5 protein-coding genes and 1 rRNA gene are annotated in these 7,365 nt (G+C 59.3%); 3 read left to right on the top strand and 3 right to left on the bottom strand.

Annotation, left to right across the window (positions count from 1 at the left end; genetic code table 11):
* Positions 1-98: 98 nt before the first annotated feature.
* Together CXK94_RS19055 and CXK94_RS19060 are read left to right on the top strand one after the other, a co-directional pair.
* The gene (locus CXK94_RS19055; protein WP_102895481.1) at positions 99-1,694 is read left to right on the top strand and encodes an isocitrate lyase; all 1,596 of its coding nucleotides are present in this window, start codon (positions 99-101) and stop codon (positions 1,692-1,694) included.
* A gap of 161 nt (positions 1,695-1,855) precedes the next feature.
* The gene (locus tag CXK94_RS19060) at positions 1,856-3,883 is read left to right on the top strand and encodes a PhoX family protein (RefSeq protein ID WP_423835249.1); all 2,028 of its coding nucleotides are present in this window, start codon (positions 1,856-1,858) and stop codon (positions 3,881-3,883) included.
* A gap of 41 nt (positions 3,884-3,924) precedes the next feature.
* On the opposite strand, the gene CXK94_RS19065 is transcribed toward CXK94_RS19060, so the two are convergent.
* Both CXK94_RS19065 and CXK94_RS19070 read right to left on the bottom strand, forming a co-directional pair.
* Complete coding sequence (locus CXK94_RS19065) at positions 3,925-4,980, bottom strand: AI-2E family transporter (RefSeq protein WP_102895483.1); 1,056 nt, start codon at positions 4,978-4,980, stop codon at positions 3,925-3,927.
* Between the two features lie 122 nt (positions 4,981-5,102).
* Positions 5,103-6,419 carry a Na+/H+ antiporter family protein gene (locus CXK94_RS19070; RefSeq protein ID WP_102895484.1) on the bottom strand — a complete coding sequence of 439 codons (1,317 nt, stop codon included), beginning with the start codon at positions 6,417-6,419 and terminating at the stop codon, positions 5,103-5,105.
* A gap of 260 nt (positions 6,420-6,679) precedes the next feature.
* Here CXK94_RS19070 and queD point away from each other — a divergent pair, with 260 nt between their 5' ends.
* Entirely contained in the window at positions 6,680-7,036 is a 357-nt protein-coding gene (queD, locus tag CXK94_RS19075; RefSeq protein WP_102895485.1) for a 6-carboxytetrahydropterin synthase QueD, read from the top strand.
* A 226-nt stretch (positions 7,037-7,262) separates the two neighbouring features.
* On the opposite strand, the gene rrf is transcribed toward queD, so the two are convergent.
* Positions 7,263-7,365: ribosomal RNA gene (gene rrf / locus CXK94_RS19080) — 5S ribosomal RNA — on the bottom strand; the annotation flags it as partial.

Below are 7,365 nucleotides of genomic sequence, written 5' to 3' on the forward strand. Positions count from 1 at the left end.
CATTCTGCCGCGTGTTGCCCGCAACGATCAGCGATAGCACGTAGGTTTCGGTGGGAAAAGTCGGTGCTCAACCACACTCATTTTTTGAAGGATTGAACATGTCTGCATATCAAGACGACATCAAGGCCGTCGCCGCCCTGAAAGAGCAATATGGCAGCAGCTGGGCCGCTATCAACCCTGAATCCGTGGCTCGCATGCGCGCCCAGAACCGCTTCAAGACCGGTCTGGAAATCGCGCAATACACCGCCGACATCATGCGCAAGGACATGGCCGAGTACGACGCCGACTCGTCCATCTACACCCAGTCGCTGGGCTGCTGGCACGGCTTCATCGGTCAGCAGAAGCTGATCTCCATCAAGAAGCACCTGAAGACCACCAACAAGCGCTACCTCTACCTGTCCGGCTGGATGGTCGCCGCCCTGCGCTCCGACTTCGGCCCGCTGCCGGACCAGTCGATGCACGAGAAGACTGCCGTTTCCGGCCTGATCGAAGAGCTGTACACCTTCCTGCGCCAGGCCGACTCCCGCGAACTGGACCTGCTGTTCACCGCCCTGGACGCCGCCCGTGATGCTGGCGACCACGCCAAGGCTGCCGAGATCCAGAGCCAGATCGACAACTACGAAACGCACATCGTACCGATCATCGCCGACATCGACGCCGGTTTCGGTAACCCGGAAGCCACCTACCTGCTGGCCAAGCGCATGATCGAAGCCGGTGCCTGCTGCATCCAGATCGAGAACCAGGTATCCGACGAGAAGCAGTGCGGCCACCAGGACGGTAAAGTGACCGTTCCGCACGCCGACTTCCTCGCCAAGGTCGCCGCCGTTCGCTACGCCTTCCTTGAGCTGGGCATCGACAACGGCGTGATCGTCGCACGTACCGACTCCCTGGGCGCCGGCCTGACCAAGCAGATCGCCGTGACCAAGGAACCGGGCGACCTGGGCGACCTGTACAACTCCTTCCTCGATTGCGAAGAAATCTCCGAAGCCGAACTGGGCAACGGCGACGTCGTCATCAAGCGCGAAGGCAAGCTGCTGCGTCCGAAGCGCCTGCCGTCCAACCTGTTCCAGTTCCGCAAGGGCACCGGCGAAGACCGCTGCGTCCTGGACTGCATCACCTCGCTGCAGAACGGTGCCGACCTGCTGTGGATCGAAACCGAGAAGCCGCACGTGGGCCAGATCAAGGCCATGGTCGACCGCATCCGCGAAGTCATTCCGAATGCCAAGCTGGTGTACAACAACAGCCCGTCCTTCAACTGGACCCTGAACTTCCGTCAGCAGGTGTTCGACGCCATGGTTGCCGAAGGCAAGGACGTTTCCGCCTACGACCGCGCCAAGCTGATGAGCGTGGAGTACGACGAAACCGAACTGGCCCAGATCGCCGACGAGAAGATCCGCACCTTCCAGCGCGACGGCTCGGCTCATGCCGGTATCTTCCACCACCTGATCACCCTGCCGACCTACCACACCGCCGCGCTGTCGACCGACAACCTGGCCAAGGGCTACTTCGCCGAAGAAGGCATGCTGGCCTACGTCAAGGGCGTTCAGCGTCAGGAACTGCGCCAGGGTATCGCCTGCGTCAAGCACCAGAACATGGCTGGCTCCGACATCGGCGATAACCACAAGGAGTACTTCGCTGGCGAGGCTGCTCTGAAGGCAAGCGGTAAAGACAACACCATGAACCAGTTCCACTAAGGAACGATTCCCGGCCCGACCGGCCATGGTGTTCAGGAAGGCCTCGGCAAATGCCGAGGCCTTTTTTTTTGAAAGAGAACACGTCTTCGTGAGCGCGGCGCTGCGCTTCGTCGGACATCCCCCAACCAGTCATAAGATTGTCGCACGCAGAATCTAGCGTCATGGCTCCGACAACAATCGTATGGAGCTGCGCCGTGATTACTGAGAAAAACGAAATTCTGTTCGGCAACGGGGACGAATTGCCCAGTAACCATTCCACGAATCCGCATATCCAGGATGTGATCTCGAGCAGTCGCCGCCAGATACTCGCCGGAGGCGCAGCCATGGGTGCCTTGGCCTTTCTGGGGGCCTCGCTACCGGGCATTGTCCAGGCCGCGGAACCGGCCGCGAAAGGGCTCAAGGACTTTCCGCTCAAGCGCCGCAGCCGCCTCCCCTTCGTTCCGGTTGACGTTACCCGTGCCGACACCATCACTGTTCCACGAGGCTATACCGCGAGCACTTTCATTCCTTGGGGCACGCCGATCACCGGTCGTTATCCCGCCTATCTGGAAGACGCCAGCAACAGTGCCGACGACCAGGAGCAGCAGGTCGGCATGCATCACGACGGCATGCATTTCTTCCCGATGAATGCAAAGCTCGGTGGGCAGCAGAGCGACCATGGCCTGCTGGTGCTCAACCACGAGTATATCGATGCACCGTTGCTGCACCCGAACGGCCCGAGCGTAAGCGACGGCAAGCGGGTGAATGTCGACGAGGTGCGCAAGGAGATCAATGCCCACGGCGTTTCCGTGGTCGAAATCCGCCGCGGGCTGCGAGGCGAATGGTCGGTACTGCCCTCGGCGCGCAATCGCCGTATCACCGGTGCCACGCCCATGCGCATCGAGGGCCCTGCCCGCGGTCATGCGCTGTTGATGACACGCTACAGCCCGAGTGGTACCTCGGCTCGCGGTACTCTGAACAACTGCTCCAACGGCTACACCCCTTGGGGCACCTATCTGACATGCGAAGAGAACTGGGCCGGCTATTTCGCCAGCAAGGACGGAGAACTTCCACGGGAACTGAGCCGCTATGGTGTACGTGATACCAGTCGCTACGGCTGGGAAACGATTGCCGGTGATGAATTCGAACGCTTCAACGCAACCCGCATCGCCGACGACGCGCGCGCCGATTACCGCAACGAGCCGAACGCCTTCGGCTGGATTGTCGAGATCGACCCGTTCGATCCCAACGCGACGCCGGTCAAACATACGGCACTGGGGCGCTTCGCCCACGAAGGGCTGGTCTTCGCCCCAGTGAAGCCAGGGCGACCAGTGGTCTGCTATTCGGGCGACGATTCGCAAAACGAATACATCTACAAATACGTCAGCCGGGACAAATACCGCCCGCAGCGTAGCGATGGTCGCCTGCTGGACGACGGCACGCTCTACGTCGCGCGTTTCAACCCCAACGGCAGCGGCGACTGGCTTGCCCTGGATCATGCCGATCCAGCCTTCCAGCAAGCCTGCACGGCTGCGGGGGTACAGTTCGCCGATCAGGGGGAAATCTTGATCAATACGCGTCTAGCCGCCGATGTCGTTGGTGCAACCAAGATGGATCGCCCCGAATGGGGTGCGATCCATCCGGACACCGGCGAGGTTTACTTCACCCTCACCAACAACAGCAACCGCGAGACGGCAGATGCTCCCAATCCACGAGCGCCCAACGCATTCGGACACATTATCCGCTGGCGCGAAGCCAGCCGGGATTTCGCCGGTCCCCGCTTCGAGTGGGATATCTACCTGCTTGCAGGACCGCAGGATAACAGCCGGGATTCCAAAGGACGCGCACTCAACGATAGCAACATCATGGCAAGTCCGGATGGACTCTGGTTCGACGTTGAAGGTCGCCTTTGGATCCAGACCGACATGAGCGGCAGCCAACTGAGCTCGGGCCCCTTCGGCAACAACCAGATGCTGGTATCCGACCCTGGAAGTGGTGAAACCAAGCGCTTTCTGGTCGGCCCGCTGGGCGCGGAGGTTACCGGTATCACGGCTACGCCGGATTTCAGGACCCTGTTCGTCAATATCCAGCACCCGGGCGAAGGTTCCAGCTCGACAAACTTCACAAGCAGTTGGCCGGATGGTCCTGGCCGGCGGCCCCGCTCGGCCACCGTCATCATCACCCGTGAAGATGGCAAGCGCCTGATGTAAGCCGCCAGGAAGGCGGGCTCTAAGCCCGCCCGCCTTCTACCCTATTCCGCGGGCAGCTCCGGTGAAGTGAAAAGGCCCCAGGCCGATATGAACAATGCCGCGACCAGCGGGCCGATGACGAAGCCGTTCAGGCCGAACAGAGCCAGTCCACCGAGCGTCGAAATCAGAACCACATAGTCCGGCATCTTCGTATCCTTGCCGACCAGGATGGGACGCAACACGTTATCCACCAGACCGATCACCAACACGCCGTAGAGTGTGAGAATCACGCCCTGCCAGATCGCGCCGGTAACCAGAAAGTAAATCGCGACAGGCGTCCAGATCAGGCCTGCGCCCACTGCCGGCAACAAGGACAGGAAAGCCATCAGAACGCCCCAGAGCAATGCTCCGGAGATTCCCAGGACGGCGAAGATGATACCGCCCAGCGCTCCCTGGGTAGCCGCGACCACGATGTTGCCTTTTACCGTGGCACGCACCACGCGGGTGAACTTGCTGAACAGGCGCCGCTTCTGGGCATCGCTCAACGGAATTGCCTTCCTGATACGTGCGACCAGCTCGCGCCCATCCCGTATGAAGAAAAACAGCAGGTAAAGCATCACGAAGAAGCTGATGAAGAACTGAAAGGTTCCCTGACCAAAGCTGAATGCCTTGGTGGCGAGAAACTGACTGCCCTCGAGGGCGCTGCTTGCCAAGCGTTCACGCATGGACTCCAGGTCCCCCAGGCCGAAGCGCTGCAGTTGTAGCTGCAAGGATTGCGGTAACAGTTCTCTGGCCCTGATCACCCACTTGCCGATATCCAGTTCGCCACTTTCGAGCTGCTTGTAAAGTGCCGCCCCCTCCTGGACCAGCATCCCGGTGATCAGGATCACCGGTAGCACTGCAACCAGCAAGCAGACCAGCAACGTCAACAACGCCGTGAGATTGGGACGCTGACTGAATCGGCGATACAGGTAACGTTGCAATGGCGCGAAGATGATCGCGAGTATCACCGCCCAAAATACTGCACCGTAGAACGGCAGCAAGATCCAGCCAAAGGCAAGGGAGACCACGATCAGCAGCGAAAGAAAAACCTTTTGCTCGAGCGTCGTATTGACCATCGTTTGCCCTATCGCTGCATTTCCTCCTGTTTAGTCAACGATCGAGCATATGAGTGCGGCATAGCCCATTCGCCATCAGAGCGAAAGGGCTATGCCCTGCTATCAGGCTTGCTAACGAGGCTTCAAAGAGTCATCGCGGCCAGCCAACCGCATGCCAGCAACGGCAGGTTGTAATGCAGGAAGGTCGGCACGACGGTGTCCCAGATATGGTTGTGCTGGCCATCGACATTCAGGCCCGCCGTCGGCCCGAGCGTGGAATCCGATGCCGGCGAGCCGCCGTCACCCAAGGCCCCTGCCGTGCCGACCAGGCTCACGATGGCCAAGGGACTGAAGCCAAGTTCGACACCAAGCGGTACGAAAATCGCCGCGATAATTGGCACGGTCGAGAAGGAGGAGCCGATTCCAATGGTCACCAGCAAACCAACCAGCAGCATCAGCAACGCGCCTGCAGCCTTGCTGTTGCCGATCCACTGGGCCGATGCATCCACGAGCAACTTCACTTCCCCCGTCTCACGCATGACCTCGGCGAAACCTGCCGCAGCGATCATGATGAAGCCGATCATGGCCATCATCTTCATCCCCTCGGTGAAGAGATCATCCGCCTCGCGCCAACGCACTACCCCCGAAACAGAGAAGATCACGAACCCCGCGAGCGCACCGAGGATCATCGAATCCAGCCAAAGCTGAATGACGAATGCGGCGGCAATCGCCAGCCCGGCGACCAACAGGGTAAGAGGGCTGTAGCTGATGCTGACCTTCTCGACCTGCGCGATCAGGCTCAGATCATATTCACGCGGTTTCCGGTAGCTGTAGAAGGCGAACAGCAGTCCAGCGAGCATGCCCATCGCCGGAATGAACATCGCGTGTGTGACGCTTATCCCCGTGGTATCGACTCCGCTTTTGGCAACGTTGGCCAGCAGAATCTCATTCAGGAAAATGTTGCCAAAACCTACCGGAAGAAACATATAGGGAGTAATCAGGCCGAAAGCGAGTACACAGGCGATCAAGCGCCGATCGACTTTCATTCTGGAGAGAACGTATAGCAGCGGCGGTACCAGAAGCGGAATAAATGCAATATGGATCGGCAGGATATTCTGAGAGGAAATCGCCACGGCCAAAAGCAAGGCGACCATCATCCATTTCACCACACCGGCCCCCTTGCCCCCTTGCCTGCCGATAAGGGTCAAAGCCTTGTCCGCCAGCGCATGTGCCAGGCCGCTCTTGCCTATGGCAACCGCGAATGCCCCTAGCAAAGCATACGAAAGGGCTACCGTCGCACCGCCGCCCAAGCCTTTATTGAAAGCCGCCAGGCTGCCTTCGATTCCCAGGCCCCCAATCAGCCCTCCGGCCATGGCGCCTGCAATAAGCGCGACCACCACGTGCACGCGACAAAGACTGAGGATCAGCATGATGCCGACCGCTGCAACAACTGCGTTCATTTGATCTCCCCTGTAAACGACCGAAGTCGCTTTGAAAAGCGCCGTACTCTGCAGCAAGGACGGTCAGGTGTCAAAGAGCAACCACGAATAAAACAGGCAAATACTGGCTCGGTAGGAGATGCCGATCATCCGGTCCCTGGAGGGATTCTTGTGCCGGCATATGACGAGCTGCATCGAGAGGCAACTCCTGCTCGATGTACCTATCAAGCAAAAAGCGTAAAATTCGCCCTGCCCCTAGCGACCATATTGCGAGTCCATCTGTGGAAATATTCAAAGAGTTCACCTTCGAATCGGCACACCGGCTGCCCAATGTTCCGCAAGGACATAAATGCGGGCGCTTGCATGGCCATTCCTTCCGTGTCGCCTTGTACATCAGCGGTGAGGTCGACCCGCATACCGGATGGATTCGCGATTTCGGTGAAATCAAAACTATCTTCAAGCCCTTGTACGAGCAACTCGACCACAACTATCTGAACGATTTGCCCGGCTTGGAAAATCCGACCAGCGAGAATCTGGCCAAATGGATATGGAAGGAACTCAAGCCTCTGCTTCCGGAGCTCTCTCGCATTCGCATCCATGAAACCTGCACGAGTGGCTGCGAATACCAGGGCGACTAGACCTCCCCCCCCTTCTCCGTGAAAGCGAAGCCGCTCAGACCGGCTTCGCCCTCTCCCCGGCACCCGTCGTCGCCGCCCTTCCCAAACGCCCATGAGAGTGGAGCGAAGCCGCTCCAGTCCCAGCAGTGCTGCAGCCCATCGCCACGAACCACCAGCTGCCAATAATTCCAGCGCCCAAAAAGCAAACCCCCGAGCCGCTAATGCGGATCGGGGGTTTGGGATAGGTGCTTGACGATGACCTACTCTCACATGGGGAGACCCCACACTACCATCGGCGATGCGTCGTTTCACTGCTGAGTTCGGGATGGGATCAGGTGGTTCCAACGCTC

The organism is Stutzerimonas stutzeri (assembly GCF_002890915.1).
Classification (GTDB): Bacteria; Pseudomonadota; Gammaproteobacteria; order Pseudomonadales; family Pseudomonadaceae; genus Stutzerimonas; species Stutzerimonas stutzeri_AF.

Bases quoted from the DNA above. Each gene is read 5' to 3' on its own strand.
- CXK94_RS19055 (WP_102895481.1), top strand. From the start codon at position 99: ATGTCTGCATATCAAGACGACATCAAGGCCGTCGCCGCCCTGAAAGAG.
- CXK94_RS19060 (WP_423835249.1), top strand. From the start codon at position 1,856: ATGGCTCCGACAACAATCGTATGGAGCTGCGCCGTGATTACTGAGAAA.
- CXK94_RS19065 (WP_102895483.1), bottom strand. From the start codon at position 4,980: ATGGTCAATACGACGCTCGAGCAAAAGGTTTTTCTTTCGCTGCTGATC.
- CXK94_RS19070 (WP_102895484.1), bottom strand. From the start codon at position 6,419: ATGAACGCAGTTGTTGCAGCGGTCGGCATCATGCTGATCCTCAGTCTT.